Source organism: Streptomyces sp. NPDC031426 (assembly GCF_055581585.1).
This window is the reverse complement of record NZ_JBVIJE010000006.1, coordinates 418,487-434,337: the sequence shown is the minus strand read 5'-3', so window position 1 is coordinate 434,337 and position 15,851 is coordinate 418,487. Positions and strand designations below refer to the sequence as shown.

At 71.5% G+C, this 15,851-nt stretch carries 18 protein-coding genes; 7 read left to right on the top strand and 11 right to left on the bottom strand.

Going from position 1 to position 15,851, the window contains the following annotated elements; all coding sequences use genetic code 11:
- Positions 1–39 precede the first annotated feature (39 nt).
- The 4 genes from ACZ5NH_RS15250 to ACZ5NH_RS15235 form a co-directional block, all read right to left on the bottom strand.
- On the bottom strand, positions 40–2,211 hold the full coding sequence (locus ACZ5NH_RS15250; RefSeq protein WP_468775503.1) for a VMAP-C domain-containing protein: 2,172 nt from the start codon (positions 2,209–2,211) through the stop codon (positions 40–42).
- A 14-nt stretch (positions 2,212–2,225) separates the two neighbouring features.
- Positions 2,226–2,639: a CU044_2847 family protein gene (locus ACZ5NH_RS15245; protein ID WP_468775393.1), complete on the bottom strand. Its 414-nt coding sequence runs from the start codon at positions 2,637–2,639 to the stop codon at positions 2,226–2,228.
- Positions 2,640–2,736: 97 nt separating this feature from the next.
- The gene (locus ACZ5NH_RS15240) at positions 2,737–2,916 is read right to left on the bottom strand and encodes a DUF6104 family protein (RefSeq protein ID WP_003992906.1); all 180 of its coding nucleotides are present in this window, start codon (positions 2,914–2,916) and stop codon (positions 2,737–2,739) included.
- A gap of 425 nt (positions 2,917–3,341) precedes the next feature.
- Entirely contained in the window at positions 3,342–4,211 is an 870-nt protein-coding gene (locus ACZ5NH_RS15235) for a hypothetical protein (protein ID WP_468775391.1), read from the bottom strand.
- Positions 4,212–4,367: 156 nt separating this feature from the next.
- Here ACZ5NH_RS15235 and ACZ5NH_RS15230 point away from each other — a divergent pair, with 156 nt between their 5' ends.
- Complete coding sequence (locus ACZ5NH_RS15230) at positions 4,368–5,387, top strand: DUF4097 family beta strand repeat-containing protein (protein ID WP_468775389.1); 1,020 nt, start codon at positions 4,368–4,370, stop codon at positions 5,385–5,387.
- 1 nt (position 5,388) lies between these two features.
- Positions 5,389–6,432, top strand: a complete 1,044-nt coding sequence (locus tag ACZ5NH_RS15225; RefSeq protein WP_468775387.1) for a PadR family transcriptional regulator — start codon at positions 5,389–5,391, stop codon at positions 6,430–6,432.
- 112 nt (positions 6,433–6,544) lie between these two features.
- Here ACZ5NH_RS15225 and ACZ5NH_RS15220 read toward each other — a convergent pair whose 3' ends face one another.
- From ACZ5NH_RS15220 to ACZ5NH_RS15205, 4 genes are all read right to left on the bottom strand, one after another.
- Positions 6,545–7,108: a Clp protease N-terminal domain-containing protein gene (locus tag ACZ5NH_RS15220; RefSeq protein WP_468775501.1), complete on the bottom strand. Its 564-nt coding sequence runs from the start codon at positions 7,106–7,108 to the stop codon at positions 6,545–6,547.
- Positions 7,108–7,317 carry a helix-turn-helix domain-containing protein gene (locus tag ACZ5NH_RS15215; RefSeq protein ID WP_018571396.1) on the bottom strand — a complete coding sequence of 70 codons (210 nt, stop codon included), beginning with the start codon at positions 7,315–7,317 and terminating at the stop codon, positions 7,108–7,110. Before ACZ5NH_RS15215 ends, ACZ5NH_RS15220 begins: the two co-directional genes overlap by 1 nt.
- Before the next feature lie 114 nt (positions 7,318–7,431).
- Complete coding sequence (locus ACZ5NH_RS15210) at positions 7,432–8,397, bottom strand: zinc-binding dehydrogenase (protein ID WP_468775385.1); 966 nt, start codon at positions 8,395–8,397, stop codon at positions 7,432–7,434.
- 232 nt (positions 8,398–8,629) lie between these two features.
- Complete coding sequence (locus ACZ5NH_RS15205; protein ID WP_388620767.1) at positions 8,630–9,853, bottom strand: NAD(P)-dependent malic enzyme; 1,224 nt, start codon at positions 9,851–9,853, stop codon at positions 8,630–8,632.
- Between the two features lie 554 nt (positions 9,854–10,407).
- Here ACZ5NH_RS15205 and ACZ5NH_RS15200 point away from each other — a divergent pair.
- From ACZ5NH_RS15200 to ACZ5NH_RS15190, 3 genes are read left to right on the top strand one after another with little or no spacing between them, the layout of a single operon-like run.
- Entirely contained in the window at positions 10,408–11,364 is a 957-nt protein-coding gene (locus ACZ5NH_RS15200; protein ID WP_388620765.1) for an ABC transporter substrate-binding protein, read from the top strand.
- Between the two features lie 47 nt (positions 11,365–11,411).
- Positions 11,412–12,362, top strand: a complete 951-nt coding sequence (locus ACZ5NH_RS15195; protein WP_468775383.1) for an amino acid ABC transporter permease — start codon at positions 11,412–11,414, stop codon at positions 12,360–12,362.
- Positions 12,363–12,412: 50 nt separating this feature from the next.
- On the top strand, positions 12,413–13,165 hold the full coding sequence (locus tag ACZ5NH_RS15190) for an amino acid ABC transporter ATP-binding protein (protein WP_468775499.1): 753 nt from the start codon (positions 12,413–12,415) through the stop codon (positions 13,163–13,165).
- Between the two features lie 73 nt (positions 13,166–13,238).
- Here ACZ5NH_RS15190 and ACZ5NH_RS15185 read toward each other — a convergent pair whose 3' ends face one another.
- Both ACZ5NH_RS15185 and ACZ5NH_RS15180 read right to left on the bottom strand, forming a co-directional pair.
- Positions 13,239–13,385: a hypothetical protein gene (locus ACZ5NH_RS15185; RefSeq protein WP_468775381.1), complete on the bottom strand. Its 147-nt coding sequence runs from the start codon at positions 13,383–13,385 to the stop codon at positions 13,239–13,241.
- A 50-nt stretch (positions 13,386–13,435) separates the two neighbouring features.
- Positions 13,436–14,194, bottom strand: a complete 759-nt coding sequence (locus ACZ5NH_RS15180) for a class I SAM-dependent methyltransferase (RefSeq protein ID WP_468775379.1) — start codon at positions 14,192–14,194, stop codon at positions 13,436–13,438.
- Between the two features lie 97 nt (positions 14,195–14,291).
- On the opposite strand from ACZ5NH_RS15180, the gene ACZ5NH_RS15175 reads away from it, so the two are divergent.
- Positions 14,292–14,921: a CGNR zinc finger domain-containing protein gene (locus tag ACZ5NH_RS15175; RefSeq protein WP_451552063.1), complete on the top strand. Its 630-nt coding sequence runs from the start codon at positions 14,292–14,294 to the stop codon at positions 14,919–14,921.
- On the opposite strand, the gene sodX is transcribed toward ACZ5NH_RS15175, so the two are convergent.
- On the bottom strand, positions 14,825–15,259 hold the full coding sequence (gene sodX, locus ACZ5NH_RS15170) for a nickel-type superoxide dismutase maturation protease (RefSeq protein WP_388621076.1): 435 nt from the start codon (positions 15,257–15,259) through the stop codon (positions 14,825–14,827). The two genes, ACZ5NH_RS15175 and sodX, sit on opposite strands and share 97 nt — an antisense overlap.
- 144 nt (positions 15,260–15,403) lie before the next feature.
- Between sodX and sodN the strand changes: the two genes are divergently transcribed.
- Entirely contained in the window at positions 15,404–15,799 is a 396-nt protein-coding gene (gene sodN / locus ACZ5NH_RS15165) for a superoxide dismutase, Ni (RefSeq protein ID WP_351613554.1), read from the top strand.
- The last annotated feature ends 52 nt before the right edge of the window (positions 15,800–15,851 follow it).

Below are 15,851 nucleotides of genomic sequence, written 5' to 3'. Positions count from 1 at the left end.
CGTGTCCGCGGGCCGGCGGCGGGTCCGCGCGCGGCCGGGTCAGCCGTCGGGCGCGGCCTGCGGCGGCGGCCGCATCGCCTCCGCGCCGAACGGCGGCCGGTCCGGCGGGTCGAAGAGTACGGCGACCTTCCCGCACAGCCCGTGCCCGCGGGCGGTGTCCGCGTCGGCGAGCCTGATGCGCAGGTCACGCACCGGACCGTGCAGCCCGCCCGCGTGCCGGGCCGCCTTCAGCAGGTCGGCGGCCTGCCGGTGGAAGGCCCCGCACTCCTCGTGGTCGTGCCGGTCGCGGCGCCACAGCACCACCGAGTGCCCGGCCCGCAGCGCGTCGTTCATCGCGGCCAGCCCCTCTCCGCTGCCCACGGGCCCGCAGTACACCGGTACGCACCCGTCGGCCATCCCGGTCAGGGCGCCGTAGTACGCGAAGCGGCCGCCGGGGCGGGCGCCGGGCGGATGCCCCTCGGCCGCCGGCCGTCCGTGCAGCGTCTCGCCCGTGAGCGGCCCCTTCCGCACGCCGCTCCAGCGCCGGCGCCACTCCGGGGAGGGCGCCAGGGCGGTGCGGCGCACGTCCCGGACGACGACGGTCCGCCGCATCCCGAGCGGCATGGCCCGCTCGTCCACGAACTCGTCCTCGGCGTCCTCGTCGCCCATGGGCCCCTCCCCGCCGGGCGGTTCGGACAGCAGCTGCCACTCGTCCACCGGCAGGTCGAACAGCCTGCGGGGCAGGAACACCTCGATGGCGGCCAGATGCTCGCCGTGATCACCCTGGCTCAGCGCCCGGGCCAGCGGCTCGCGCAGCGCCCGCACCAGCTCGTCGGCGGGCACGCCCCGGTCGTCGGCGGCGACCGGGGTGACGTCCTGACCGTCGTAGATCAGCTGCACGCTCCACGGATACCGGCCGTCGTACATGGGCGCGCCGACCTTGACCAGGACGTCGGTCCGGGCGTCGGGCGGTACGGCGGACCACTCGGCGGCCTCGCCGCCCGTGCTCCCTTCCTCGCCGACACAGGGGGCAGCCGATGGGCTCTGACGGCTGTCGATGCCCTCCAGCAGGGCGCGGATGGCCTCGCCGACCGCCCAGTGCCGGTGCCCGGCGGCCTGACCGGCGATCCAGGAGGTGAAGGCGCCGAGCCGGGCGGGGTCCATCTCGTCGGCGCGCTCCCATGCCGTCCTGCGGGCGACCTTCGCCGCGTAGAGCAGCACGGCGTCCAGATCGACCAGCGTGCCGCCGCCGCCCGGCTGCAGGGTGCGCAGCCCGGACAGCAGCCCGGCGCCCTCGCGCCAGGTCCGCGCGTTGCGCAGCACCAGCGAGAGCAGGCGCTCGCCGCGCACCTGTTCCTTCACGTCCTCCACGAGGTGGACCACCTCGCCCGCGCCGGCCGGCGGCGGCAGGTGCGCGAGGTGGCCGTACAGCCGGGTGCGCAGTTCGGCGCCGATCCCGGTGACCGAGGGCGCGTGCCCGGGCAGTTCGGCCTGGAATGAGGTCCAGTCGGGGTGCGCCGGGAAGGGTGAGGAGAGGGAAGCGTCTTCGAGGCGGCGCAGATGGTGCAGGTCGTGTGCGCGCAGCACCTCGCGCACCGTGCGGCCGCCGTCCCTCAGGTCGAGCAGTTCGGACAGCGCGGTGACCGGGACGGCGACGCCGTCCTCCGTCCGCCGTCCCTTGATCACGCCGATGACCGAGCCGTGCCGCAGATCGAGCACCGGGCCGCCGGACAGCCCGCCGACCGGCAGGCTCCCGGCGAGCAGCAGGGCACGCGCGTCGGCGCCGGCGAGTTCTCCGTCGCCGTGCCGGATGCCCAGTTCGCCGGTCTGCACGGACCAGCCGTAGAGGCCGACGGGGGTGCGGGGGCCGGCCTCCCGGTCGGCCAGCCACAGACAGGGCACGTCGTCGGCGCCGGTCACCTGGACGAGCGCGAGGTCGGGGAACGACCACCGGTCACGCACTGCCTGCGCGGCCTCGGGACGGGGGGCGAGGAGCCGGGCGGTGCCGGTGCCGGTGCGTTCCGTCCAGCCGTCGGCAAAGGTGCGCTCCAGCCAGGTCACGCTCATGGCGCTCTCCCCTCGGCACACCTCGGCTCCCCCCTTCCCCACGACATGGGCGCAGGTCAACAGCCAGCCCGGGGCGATGAAGAAGCCCGATCCCCAGTACGGGTCACGGTCCGTTGCATACCCGTCACCCGGTGCGCCGATGCGTGCGAGGGAGGGGCGCACCATCTCGGCGAAGGCGCTCATACGGCGCCGGAGGCCGGGGACCGCGGCGCTACGACCGTGCCGCCGGGCTGTGCGGGATCCGCGCCGTCGGCCGCGGTGGCCGGTTCGGTCCAGGTCAGGGACACGGTCAGGGACGACTTGCCGCCGCCCTCCGCGATCGCGCTCACGATCTTGCCCGCCTGCGCCGTCAGTTCGATGCCGAAGCTGACGGAGACCTCGACGGGGGCCGGTGCGTCCAGACCGGCGCGCAGGGAGCGCACGACTCCGCCGACCGTGCCGGCGAGACCTCCCGCCATGTCGATGACGCGATCTCCGAGAGAGGTGTCCTGGTATCCCTCGCCGTAACCGCCCTCGTCTCCGTCCCTCTCCCCGATCCTGGCCCAGACGACGGTCCCGTCGTCCAGCCGTATCCGCTCGACTCCGCCAGCCATGACGCCCCCGTTCGCTGATGGGAGAAGAAGGCTAACTCCCGGGAAAGGGGAGGGGGGAGGGGGAGGACCTGCTCCTACGCCACGGGCTCCAGGGGGGCTACTCGTCGTCCTCGTCGTCGAGCCGGGCGAGCCAGGTGGCCAGCCGCTCTACGGGCACCTCGAAGTCGGGGTTGAGATCCACGAACGTGCGCAGCTGCTCGGCCAGCCACTCAAAGGTGACCTCTTCCTCGCCGCGCCGCTTCTCCAACTCCTCGATACCGCGGTCGGTGAAGTACATGGGGTGCGTCTCCTGCGTGAACATCAATGCCGGTGGTGGCTACAGAGACAGCGTATGCAACGTTCGGGGGTGCGCGGCGCGGGGTTCGTGCGGGGGCGGGACCACCGCCGCAGCCCGCGTGGCTGCGGGCAGTCGTGCCGCTGGGGCGGTGCCCACCCACCGCGTCGTTCGAGACCGTACGCGACTGCGGGCCGTCCGCTGGCCGGCCGCGCAGTGCGCCGCCGCAGCCTGCACGGCTGCGGGCAGTCGTGCCGCTGGGGCGGCACGGGTGGGCGCAGCGGCACCCGTCGGCGCGGGCGAGCGAAACGCCCCGTTGGCGGGCGGCCGGCACCGGGCGCCCCGCGAACCCCGCCCAGCCCCAGCTCAGGGCACCTCAGAGGCAGGCCCAGCGGCAGCGCACCCGCGCCACGCCCCGGCGCACGCAGTCATCCGCGCCCGCGCACGCCCTCGTACGCCATCCCCAGCGCCCCGTGCGCCAGCAGCAGTACCCCCGCCGCCACCCATCCGCCTCGCCGTCGCCAGATCCCCCACGCGGTCACCGGCACCCCCGCCCCCACCTGCACCAGCCCGAGCCATCGAGCCCGCGGATCCCCCGACCCCGGCACCCACACCCCGAGCCCCCTGGCGCCGCCCACCGGCTCCCCCGCCGCGGACTCCACCGGTACCGCCTCACGCCACCCGGCCCCCTCGATCCACCGCACCCCACCGGGCACCTGCGCCGCGACCTCCAGCAGCCGATCGGCGCCCTCCCCGGGCACAAGACCGGCCGGCAACGCGACACCCGCGCGGGTGAGGACCGCGATCAGCCCCCGCATCCGTGCCGGCCCGTCCGCGTCGGAGTCCACCGCGGTCAGTCCGTCGAGGGCCTGCACGTCCAGCACCGGATCCAGCCCCAGCCGAGCCGCGAAGGTGCGCATCGCCTCGCCCTCACCCGCCGGTGTGCCGTTGGCCAGCCAGACGTATCCGACGGGGCGGCGGAAGCCGGACGCGAGGGTGTAACCGGCGCGGTCGGCGTCCCACCACAGCGCGAGCACGGGCCAGGACGACCCGACGGCGAGCGCGACGGCCCAGCCGGTGAGCACCCGGTCCACCGGTTCACCTCGGGTACCGCCTCCCCGCCACGGACTCCCCTCAGGCACCAGCACCGTCCAGCGATCGCCCGCGCGCGTGAGCGCCATCCGCTCGCGCAGCAACGGGGCGAGAAGGGCGACGGACTCCGGCTCGGCCCGGCACAGCAGCAGGGCCCCGGTGGCGGAGGCGGCCCGGTGTCCGCCCTGGAACGCGTCCGTCGGCATGGCAGACACGCTAGGCAGTTCGCCCATGTCGCGCCCGATATGAGGCGTACGCACTCACACGAAAGGGTGCCTTGACTTCACGGCACCACGATATATCGTGTTTCCTGGAGAACGCGATATGGCGTGTCGCCCCGTGTCCGGCCTAGGAGGTCTCCCATGTCCGTGTGGTCCGTCAACGAGCCCCAGAAGCTGACCTTCGACACTCGCGTGAGCGACCTCCAGGTCCGCATCGTCAACGGAACGGTGAACGTGGTGGGCACGGACGAGGGTTCCGCCCGCCTCGAGATCTCGGAGATCGAAGGCCCACCCCTGGTGGTCACCCAGCAGGGCGACACCCTCACGGTTGCCTACGAGGACCTGCCCTGGAAGGGCTTCCTCAAGTGGCTCGACCGCAAGGGCTGGCGGCGCAGCGCGGTCGTCTCCCTGGCGGTCCCCGCCGACACCCGCGTGGAGGTGGGCGTGGTCGGCGCCGGCGCGGTCGTCTCCGGCGTCCGCGGCCCGGCAGTGGTCAAGGGAGTGACCGGCGACACGACCCTGGTCGGCCTCTCGGGCCCGGTCCGCGCGGACACCGTGTCGGGAAACCTGGAAGCCCAGGCGGTCACCGGCGACCTCCGGTTCAAATCGGTCTCGGGAGACCTGACGGTGGTCTCGGGCTCCGGCCGCTCCGTCCGCGCCGACTCGGTCAGCGGCTCCATGATCGTCGACCTGGACCCGGACGGCCCGACGGAGGTCAACCTCACCACCGTCTCCGGCGAGATCGCCATCCGCCTGCCCCACCCGGCGGACGCCGAGGTGGAGGCCAACACCGCGAGCGGCACAATCTCCAACGCCTTCGACGGACTGCGGGTGCACGGCCAGTGGGGCGCCCACAAGATCACCGGCCGCCTCGGTGCGGGCACGGGCAGGCTGCGGGCCACCACGGTCTCCGGCTCGATCGCCCTGCTGCGCCGCCCGCCGCACGAGGAGGACGAGACGGACACCCCGTGGGAGGCCACCCGGCTCGCAGAACCCTCCGGCTCCTCCGGCTCCTACGCGGCCCCACGGGACCCCGGCACCGCCCCCGCCGCAGGCGGCCCGGCCACCGCGCGGGACAATTCCCTCTCCGGCCGGGGCGCCGACGCCTCCGACGGCACCGACGCCCCGGCCGACGGCACGACCGACAAGAAGGTGCTCTGACATGCCCCCCGTCTTCGCCCACGGGCGCCTCCGCCTGTATCTGCTCAAGCTGCTCGACGAGGCCCCGCGCCACGGCTATGAGGTGATCAGGCTCCTGGAGGAGCGCTTCCAGGGTCTGTACGCCCCTTCGGCGGGCACGGTCTACCCCCGGCTGGCCAAGCTGGAGGCCGAGGGCCTGGTCAGGCACACCACCGAGGGCGGCCGCAAGGTGTACGCCATCACGGACGCGGGCCGCGCCGAACTGGCTGGCCGTAGCGGCGAGTTGGCCGATCTGGAGCTGGAGATCCGCGAGTCGGTCGCCGAACTGGCCGCCGAGATACAGGCCGACGTGCGCGGCGCGGCCGGCGATCTGCGCCGCGAGATGCGCGCCGCCGCCTCCGAGGCCCGCCGGGGCGCGAAGGCCGGCGCGAGCCCGGGCCCCTTCGGGGAGTACGGCGATCTGGGCGACAAGGAGGCGTGGAAGGCCGCTAAGGAGGAGATGCGCCGGGCCAAGCAGGAGTGGAAGGAGCAGGCGCGCCGCGCCAAGGACGAGAGCCGCCGGGCCCGCGAGGAGGCCCAGCGGGCCCGCCACCAGGCGCAGGAGGCGCAGGCGCGGGCGCGGGCCCAGGCGCAGGAGGAGGTGCAGCGCATCGCCCGCCGGGTCCAGGACCGCGTCCAGGACCACTTCGCCCAGGGCGACTGGCCGACGGGCGTCCGCGAGGGCCTGTCCGAATTGACCAGGGAGCTGGGAGACTTCGGCAAGTACTGGGGCTCCCCCCGCACCCCCGGGGGACCGGCGCCGAAGCCCACCCCCACACCGGCGGACACGCACTACGTCTCTGCGGAGGAGGACTTCCCGGCCGAGTACGAACCCACCTGGGCCCACGAGGACTCCACCGGCGAACCGGCCCGCGACCTGGACCGACTCCTGGACCGCTTCCGCGACGACATCCGCGACGCGGCCCGCGACCACGGAGTCACCCCCACCCAGCTCCGGGAGGCCCGCCGCCATCTGTCCACGGCGGCGGCCCACATCGGTGCGCTCCTGCGGACTCCGAAGGCCTGACGGGGCGGGAGCGGGTCGGCACCCGGCGGCCCCGTCGAGCCGATACCCCTCAGAGGCCGGCGCCTTTGCCGGCCTGCGCCTCGACGAACCGGTGCCGCAGCAGGCCGATGCCTCAGCCGGCCTGCGCCTCGCCGGCTCCGTACAGCACCCGAGTCACGGACGCGTGCGTCACCCCGTGGTCCGCCAGCACCTCGCCCACCACTCCGGGCAGGACGGTCAGCGCGAGCAGAAGGTGCTCGTCCCCGATGTGCCGGTCGCGGTGTCCGACGGCGACCCGCAGCGACCTCTCCAGGACGGTCCTGGCGCCCCGGCCGAAGCCCGGCCGCCGCCCGGGCCGGCGGCGGTCCTCCGGGTCGCCGGACATCGCCCCGACACCGTGCACCTCCTCGACCCGGGCGACGATCTCCGACACATCGATCCCGAGCCCCGCCAGCGCGTCCGAGTCGGCCCGGGACAGCCCGCCGCGCCGCCGCGCCTCGTCCAGCGCCTGCCGTACGGACGCCTTGCGCTCCCCGAGCCCCAGTGCGGCCAGCGCGAAGGAGGCCCGGCTGCCGTCCCGGTCGAGAAGGGCGAGCAGCAGATGCCCGGCACCGACGGTCTCTTCACCCGAGCGTTCACAGTGGACGAACGCTCCCTTCACGACCTCACGGGCGTCCTTGGTGAAGCGTTCGAACATCATTGCCTCCCGTACTTCTTGTGCACGGCCTGCCTGCTGACTCCGAGCTCCGCCGCGATCTCCTGCCACGACCAGCCCTGATTGCGCGCACTGCGCACCTGTACCGCCTCCAGCTGCTCCAGCAGCCTGCGCAGCGCGGCCACGGCCCGCAGTCCGACCCGCGGATCACGGTCGCCGGCGCGCTCGGCGAGATCGGTTGCCTCGGTCATGATGTCAACCTACGTTGACAAGCGGCCCCATGTCAACCTAAGTTGACATCGCGGCATGGGAAAGGGCGGGCCCGGACACCCGGACCCGCCCGACGACCACCTTCCCGAAGGACCTCAGGAGTTGGTCAGCACGATCTTCCCGAAGTGCTCCCCCGACGCGAGCCGCTCGAAGCCCTCGCGGGCGCGGTCCAGCGGCAGTTCCTCGTCGATGACGGGCCGCACCCCGGTAGCGGCGCAGAAGGAGAGCAGGTCCTCCAGCTCCTCCTTGGTGCCCATGGTGGAGCCGACGACCTTCAGCTCCAGAAAGAAGATCCGGGTCAGCTCGGCGTGCGAGGGCCGGTCCCCGCTGGTGGCACCGGAGATGACGATCGTGCCGCCGGGCCGCAGCGACTTCACCGAGTGGGACCAGGTGGCGGCGCCCACGGTCTCGATCACGGCGTCCACCCGCTGCGGCAGCCGGGCCCCCGGCTCCACCGCCTCCACGGCCCCCAGCTCCACCGCCCGCTTCCGCTTGGCCTCGTCCCGGCTGGTGGCGAAGACGCGCAGCCCCGCCGCCTTGCCGAGCACGATCGCGGCCGTGGCGACACCGCCGCCCGCACCCTGCACGAGGACCGAGTCGCCGGGCCGTACTCCGGCGTTGGTGAACAGCATCCGGTACGCCGTCAGCCAGGCCGTCGGCAGACAGGCCGCCTCGGCGAAGGACAGCTCCTTGGGCTTGGGCAGCACGTTCCAGGTCGGCACGGCGACCTGCTCGGCGAAGGTGCCCTGGTAACGCTCGGTGAGGATGGAGCGCGGCTCGTCGGGGCCGACTCCGTAACCGGTCTGGCCGATGACGGAGTGCAGGACGACCTCGTTGCCGTCCTCGTCGACACCGGCGGCGTCACAGCCGAGGATCATCGGCAGCCGGTCCTCCGGGAGACCGACGCCCCGCAGGGACCAGAGGTCGTGGTGGTTGAGGGAGGCGGCACGCACCATGACGGTGCTCCAGCCGGGCCGGGCCTCGGGAGCCGGGCGCTCCCCCAACTCCAGGCCGGTGAGCGGCTGGTCGCGGTCGATTCGGGCGGCGTAGACAGCGAACATGCAGCCGACGATAGGTGCGTTGATCAGCCGACGGAACAGCGAGGGTCTGTGACACATGCCCTCTTGCGCAGGGCCACCCAAGCGGCGCAGGCCGGCGCCGACGCCACCGCGGGGCACCTCTTCAGCGCCGAGTCCCCCTCCTGGGCACCCTTGCGCCGCCCGAGTCGGGCGGGCGGGTGAAAAAAATGGCCCCGCCCGAACCCAAGAACGGACGGGGCCATTCAGCGCAACGTCAGCGACGAGCAACGCCCTCGGCCCGCGCGGCGGCCGCAACCGCCGCCGTGACCGCCGGAGCGACCCGCTCGTCGAACGGCGAGGGAATCACATAGTCGGCGGCGAGATCGTCGCCGACCACCGCGGCCAGCGCCTCCGCCGCGGCGATCTTCATCCCCTCGGTGATCCGAGTGGCCCGCACCTGCAGCGCGCCCGCGAAGATGCCCGGGAACGCCAGCACGTTGTTGATCTGGTTCGGGAAGTCGGACCGCCCGGTCGCCACCACGGCCGCGTACTTGTGCGCGACCTCCGGGTGCACCTCGGGGTTCGGGTTGGCCATCGCGAACACGAAGGCGCCCTTGGCCATGGAGGCCACGGCCTCCTCCGGGACCGTACCGCCGGAGACGCCGATGAAGACGTCCGCGCCCGCGAGGGCGTCCTCCAGCGAGCCCGAGATGCCGGCCTTGTTGGTGAAGCCCGCGAGCTCCCGCTTGACCGGGGTCAGGTCCTCCCGGTCGGCCGACACGACGCCCTTGCGGTCCGCCACGGCCACGTCCCCGATGCCGGCCTCGACCAGCATCTTGGCGATGGCCACACCGGCCGCGCCGGCGCCCGAGATGACGGCCCGCAGCTGCCCGATCTCCCGCCCGCTGAGCCGCGCCGCGTTCCGCAGCGCCGCGAGCGTCACGACGGCCGTACCGTGCTGGTCGTCGTGGAAGACCGGGATGTCCAGGCGCTCCTGGAGCCGGCGCTCGATCTCGAAGCACCGGGGCGCCGAGATGTCCTCCAGGTTCACTCCGCCGAAGGACGGGGCGAGCCGGACGACGGTCTCGACGATGTCGTCCACGTCGGTGCAGTCGAGCGCGATCGGCACCGCGTCGACGCCGCCGAACTGCTTGAACAGGATCGCCTTGCCCTCCATCACGGGGAGGGAGGCCTCGGGACCGATGTCCCCGAGTCCGAGCACGGCCGTACCGTCGGTGACGACGGCGACCACGGAGGACTTCCATGTGTAGTCGTTGACCAGCTCCGGCTGTTCCGCGATCGCGGTGCACACGCGAGCGACGCCGGGCGTGTACGCGAGGGAAAGGTCGTCCTTGTCACGGACCGGCACGGTGGCCTGCACGGCCATCTTGCCGCCGCGGTGCAGCGCGAACGCCGGATCGAAGGAATCGAGGGGCTCGGCCCCGCCGTCCTGGTCCGTTTTGCTGTCGCTGCGAGGATTGACGATCTCCGCTGCCACTTCGTTTTACCCCTTAGGTATGCATGGTTTGAGGGTCGACCACTCCTGGTGAGGGGTGGGCGGGCACCGCGCACCGCCCGATTGGTGATACGTACGGGCCATACGCGACGGGCGCGCCGCACACGCGCCCTGAGCCCCGGATGAGGGGTGTAAAGAACCTTCTTACCGGACGGACGGTGCCCACGACGAGTCCATTAGGTGCAAGGTCACATCTCGGAACCAGAAAGCCACACCTGGATGACACGCGGCTGACAACCGCGTCGGGCGTGCGAAGACGCTGGTAGGCCGACGCCCGCGGCGACCACATCGTGAGACGCGCCGAAGGTCTTCCGGCCGGAAGGCTGGATTCCCGCAGATGGTTCGGTGGTGAACTACCAAGGATGTACCGACCTGATGCGGTTCGGGGGTGACCCGTTATCCGATTTTGACATAGCTGCACCCCTGAACGGCGTAGTCCGAATGGCAAGATGCCGTAAACCCACGAGGTCGCGACACCCGAAGGTGTGTGCTCTCGCTGACCCATCGGCACCTTCCCACTCGCCGGAGGAACCACGATGACCGCAAGCTCCACCCGTCGTACGACCGCCGCACGCTCCCGTCTGGCAGCGGCCGGTGCGATCGCGGTCGCGGGCGCCCTGCTGCTCACCGGCTGCGGTGACCAGACCAAGGACAAGAGCAAGGACTCCGGCGCTTCCGTCAGCAGCGCCCCGCTGGCCGACAAGCTCCCCAAGGAGATCCGGGACAAGGGCAAGATCGAGGTCGGTTCGGACATCGCGTACGCCCCCGTGGAGTTCAAGGACTCCTCCGGCAAGGCCGTCGGCCTGGACCCGGACCTCGCGGCGGCCATGGGCAAGCAGCTCGGCGTGACGCTGGACTTCCAGAACGGCACGTTCGACGCCCTGCTCACCGGTCTGCGCTCGGGCCGCTACGACATAGCCATGTCGGCCATGACCGACAACAAGAACCGCCAGGAGGGCGTCGACCCGGACACGGGCAAGAAGGTCGGCGAGGGCGTCGACTTCGTCGACTACCTGACCGCCGGCGTCTCCATCTACACCCGCAAGGGCGACACCCAGGGCATCAACGGCTGGTCGGACCTGTGCGGCAAGAAGATCGCCGTGGAGCGCGGCACCGTCTCGGAGGACCTGGCCAAGCAGGAGGCCAAGAAGTGTCCGAGCGGCAAGAAGCTCACCATCGAGCCGTTCGACGACGACCAGCAGTCCCAGACCCGGCTGCGCTCGGGCGGTGTGGACGCGGCCTCCTCCGACTTCCCGGTCGCCGCGTACGCGGTGAAGACCTCCGGCGGCGGCAAGGACTTCCAGATCGTCGGCCAGCAGGTCGAGGCGGCTCCGTACGGCATCGCCGTGGCCAAGAAGGACACCCAGCTGCGCGACGCGCTGCAGGCCGCGCTGAACGCGATCATCAAGAACGGCGAGTACGCGAAGATCCTCCAGAAGTGGGGCGCCCAGGACGGCGCCGTCAAGGAGTCCGTGATCAACGGCGGCAAGTGACCCGCGGAAGCAGCAGAAGCAGAAGCGGCCACTGAGAGGCAACACCCGTGACTGACATCGAGAAGACGGCCGGAGAGGGCGCCGGGGAGGACGCGCCCGCTCTCCCGGCCGAGGGCCCGGAGGCCATCAGGGCCATCCCGGTCCGGCACTACGGGCGGTACATATCCGCCCTCGTCGCCATCGGCATCCTCGTGGCGATCATCTACGCCTTCAGCCAGGGCAAGATCAACTGGCATGCGGTGCCGGAGTACTTCTTCGACCACCGGATCATGACCGGTGTCGGCAAGACCCTGCTGCTCACGGTCCTGTCGATGCTGATCGGCATCGTCCTCGGCATCGTCCTCGCGGTGATGCGGCTGTCGAAGAACCCTGTGACCTCGTCGATCGCCTGGTTCTACATCTGGTTCTTCCGCGGCACGCCGGTCCTGGTCCAGCTGTTCCTGTGGTTCAACCTGGGCCTGGTCTTCGAGTACATCAACCTGATGCCGTTCTACAAGGACTACTGGTCGAACTTCATGACGCCGTTGCTGACGGCGCTGCTCGGCCTGGGTCTGAACGAGGCGGCGTACATGGCCGAGATCTGCCGGGCGGGCCTGCTCGCGGTGGACGAGGGCCAGACCGAGGCGGCCCACGCGCTGGGCATGAGCCACAGCAAGACCCTGCGCCGGGTGATCATCCCGCAGGCGATGCGGGTGATCGTGCCGCCGACCGGCAACGAGGTCATCAACATGCTGAAGACGACCTCGCTCGTGGCGGCCGTCCAGTATCCCGAGCTGTTCCGCTACGCCCAGGACATCGGCCAGAACTCCGGCGCCCCGGTGGAGATGTACTTCCTCGCCGCGGCCTGGTACCTGATCATGACCTCGGTGCTGAGCGTCGGCCAGTACTACATCGAGCGCTACTACGCCCGGGGTTCCAGCCGCAGCCTCCCGCCGACCCCGTGGCAGAAGGTCAAGGGGCATCTGACGACCTTCTCCAGCAGGAAGGTCACGGCATGACCGACAAGCTCAGCAAGACGCAGGACACCCCGGCCGAGGCCACGGTCCCGATGGTCAGGGCGCAGGGCGTGCACAAGTCCTTCGGCCATGTCGAGGTGCTCAGGGGCATCGACCTGGAGGTGAGGCCGGGCGAGGTGTTCTGCCTGATCGGCCCGTCCGGCTCCGGCAAGTCGACGTTCCTGCGCTGCATCAACCACCTGGAGAAGATCAACGCCGGCCGGCTGTACGTCGACGGCGAGCTGGTCGGCTACCGCCAGAAGGGCGACAAGCTGTACGAGCTGAAGGACAGCGAGGTCGCGCGCAAGCGCCGGGACATCGGCATGGTCTTCCAGCGCTTCAACCTGTTCCCGCACATGACGGCGCTGGAGAACGTCATCGAGGCGCCGGTGCAGGTCAAGGGCGTGAGCAAGGCGCAGGCCCGGGAGCGGGCCATGCAGCTGCTGGAGCGGGTCGGCCTGGCCGACCGGGCCGGGCACTACCCCTCGCAGCTCTCCGGCGGCCAGCAGCAGCGAGTGGCGATCGCCCGGGCCCTCGCGATGGACCCGAAGCTGATGCTGTTCGACGAGCCGACCTCCGCCCTGGACCCGGAGCTGGTCGGCGATGTCCTGGACGTCATGCGGGACCTCGCCGAGTCCGGTATGACCATGGTCGTCGTCACCCACGAGATGGGCTTCGCCCGCGAGGTGGGCGACAGTCTGGTGTTCATGGACGAGGGCGTGGTGGTCGAATCGGGCCATCCCCGCGAGGTCCTGACGAACCCTCAGCACGAGCGGACGCAGTCGTTCCTGTCCAAGGTGCTGTAGCGCACGCACGGCAGGGGGCGGTACGGCATCCTCGTACCGCCCCTTTTCGTGCCCCGCTACAGCAGCCGCCCGGCTACGGCAGCAGCCGCGGCTCCAGCGCCGGTTCGCGCAGCTGTGCCCGGGTCAGCGGGAAGGTCGACGGCTGAGTGAGCTTCTGCGCGGGCGTGAGCCAGATGGGCAACAGGCCGCCGGGCGCCTTCTCGTTGCTGCACTTCAGCACCGGCGCTGCGTACCGCCTCTTCTCGTACCGCGTGCGTGCCGTGCCGGCCGCTACTTGAGGGCGAGCAGCAGCGTGTCCGACGGCGAGCACCACACCGGCCGGGCCTCGGCGAAGCCCTGCGCCAGCAGGGTGCGGGCGTGCCAGGCGGCCGAGGGCGTGTCCCCGTCCGCGTGCTCGCCGTAGATCTCGAAGCGGCGGGCGGTGGGCTCGGCGAGGACCGGGTCCTCGGCCGCGAGCTGCCACCATTCGGCCCAGTCCAGGACACCGTCCCGCTTGGCCTGATCCATACGGGCGTGGCGCCGGGCGCGCTCGGCGGCGTTGATCCGGGGCGTGCTGTCGTCGATCATGTGGTCCGCGTTCATGAAGACACCGCTGTCGCGGAGCAGCTCCGCGACCTGACCGTAGAGGGCCGCGAGGGGTTCGCTGTGCAGCCAGTGCAGGGCCGTCGCGGTCAGGACGGCGTCGTAGGAGCCGTACGGCAGTTCCGCCCGCCAGTCGGGGTCCTTGAGGTCGGCGGTGACGAAGGTGACCCGCCCGTCGCCCTCGAAGGTGCCGCGGGCGATGGCCAGCAGGGCCGGGTCGAGGTCGACGCCGGTGCTGGTGGCGTCCGGGAAGCGCGACAACAGCCGGGCGGTGATACTGCCGGTGCCACACGCGAGGTCGAGGACCCTCGGGGCCGTACCGACCAGCGCCTCGACCATGTCGAGCATGATCCGGAAGCGTTCCTCGCGGTCCGGCATGTACCACTCCTGCTGCCGGTCCCAGCTCTCCTGCCACGCGGCCCAGTCGGTGCCCGTGCTCGTCGTCATGAAGCCTGTCCCCCTCGTCTGCGTAATACCCTGGAAGCACGACCGGCTGTTACCCGACCGCAGACACGACCATAGAGCGCCTTCGTAAGGACTACAAGTGGAACTGGCCTATTACTCGGACTACGCCGTCCGTCTCGTCAACAGCGAGGAACCGGCCCGGGGCAAGGACTCGCTGACCTCGGTCGAGGCCGTCCGCGACCTCTTCGGCGTCAACGCGTCGGCGGCCCGCCGCGCCACCGACGCCGATGTCACGCGCTTCCGCTCGGTGCGGGCGCGACTGCGCGCGGTCTTCGAGGCGGCCGACAAGGGCGACGAGACGCTGGCCGTGGACCTGCTGAACTCACTGCTGCTGGAGTTCCCGGTGTCGCCGCAGATCTCCGGCCACGACCACCGTGACGAGGACGGCCGCCCGCTGTGGCACATGCACCTGGCCGACCACCCGTCGAACGCCACGGCGGGCTACGCGGCGATCGCGGCGATGGGCCTGGCCTTCCACCTGACGGAGTACGGCGTGGACCGCCTGGGCCTGTGCGAGGCGGCCCCCTGCCGCAACGCCTACCTGGACACCTCCACCAACCGCTCGCGGCGCTACTGCTCCGACCGCTGCGCGACCCGCGCGAACGTGGCCGCCTACCGGGCCCGCAAGCGCCTGGAGGCCGACCGGTCGGGCAGCAGCGGCCTCGCCGCCGAGAGCGCCCAGCGCGCCAGCGTCAGCGGCGAGCGCTGACCGGCGGGCAGCGGCCGGTACCGGAAGCGGGCACGGCCGAGGATCAGCTCATCTGGTACGACTCCGTAGTCCGTGCTGTCCCCGCCCGCGTAGGGGTTGTCCCCGAGCACCCACCAGCCGCCGTCGCGCCGCTCCACGGCGCGCTTGACGACGAGCAGGTCCTGCTGGAACGGGTGCCGCAGGACGACGACGTCCCCCACCCGGACCGACGCGCCGTACCGCACCAGCAGCCGGTCCCCGTGAAGGAGCGTGGGCACCATGGACGGCCCGGTGACTTCCGCCACTCCGAAGGGCGCCACGGCCCTCCCCCGCTCGGTCTCCTGCGACAGCTCCGGCATCCCGGCACCTCCCCGGTCCGTTCCTCCACCAGTCTCAGTCTGACCCTGGACTTTTGTCCTAAGCCCTAGGGGGCACCCGAGAAATCGCCTTCCTCAGGGAGTAATGTCGCACCTGAGAAGACGATCACGAGGAAGGAATGCTCCATGCTTTCCCGCCTGTTTGCCCCCAAGGTCAAGGTCAGCGCCCACTGCGACCTGCCCTGCGGCGTGTACGACCCGGCCCAGGCCCGCATCGAGGCGGAGTCGGTGAAGGCCATCCAGGACAAGATGGCCGGCAACGACGACCCCCACTACCAGGCGCGTGCCACCGTCATCAAGGAGCAGCGCGCGGAGCTCGCGAAGCACCACGTCTCCGTGCTCTGGAGCGACTACTTCAAGGCCCCGCACTTCGAGAAGTACCCGGAGCTGCACCAGCTGGTCAACGACACCCTGAAGGCCCTCTCGGCCGCCAAGGCGTCCACCGACCCGGCGACGGGCCAGAAGGCGCTGGACTACATCGCCCAGATCGACAAGATCTTCTGGGAGACCAAGAAGGCCTGATCTTCACTCAGACCGACTATCTCCCTGCCCGCACCCGGTCCCCAGGCCGCCG